Below are 410 nucleotides of genomic sequence, written 5' to 3'. Positions count from 1 at the left end.
TGTTCGACCGGGCGTTGGGTCTGGGTGAGGCGTTGGTTGCGCCGGTGTTGTTGGATGCGGGTGCGTTGCGGACGCAGGCGCGGGCGGGGTTGTTGCCGGCGTTGTTCCGTGGGCTGGTGCGGGTTCCGGCTCGTCGTGCGGGTGCGGGTGGTTCGCTGGCGCGGCAGTTGGCTGATGTTCCGCAGGCGGATCGGGAGCGGTTTGTTCTCGATCTGGTGCGTGGGCAGGTGGCTGCTGTGCTCGGGCATGCGTCGGGTGCGGCGGTTGATGCGGAGCGTGCGTTCAAGGAGTTGGGGTTCGATTCGCTGGGTGCGGTGGAGCTGCGTAACCGGCTGACGCAGGTCAGTGGTGTGCGGTTGCCGTCGACGTTGGTGTTCGATCACCCGACGTCGTCGGCGGTGGCGCGGCTG

1 protein-coding gene is annotated in these 410 nt (G+C 68.0%); it reads left to right on the top strand.

Annotated features, from left to right (window positions below):
* A partial coding sequence (locus IO30_RS41065) for an acyl carrier protein (protein ID WP_037895499.1) occupies window positions 1–410 on the top strand: 410 nt, incomplete at both ends.

This window comes from Streptomyces xanthophaeus (genome assembly GCF_000725805.1).
Lineage (GTDB): Bacteria > Actinomycetota > Actinomycetes > Streptomycetales > Streptomycetaceae > Streptomyces > Streptomyces xanthophaeus.
This window is presented reverse-complemented; position numbering and strand designations above follow the sequence as displayed.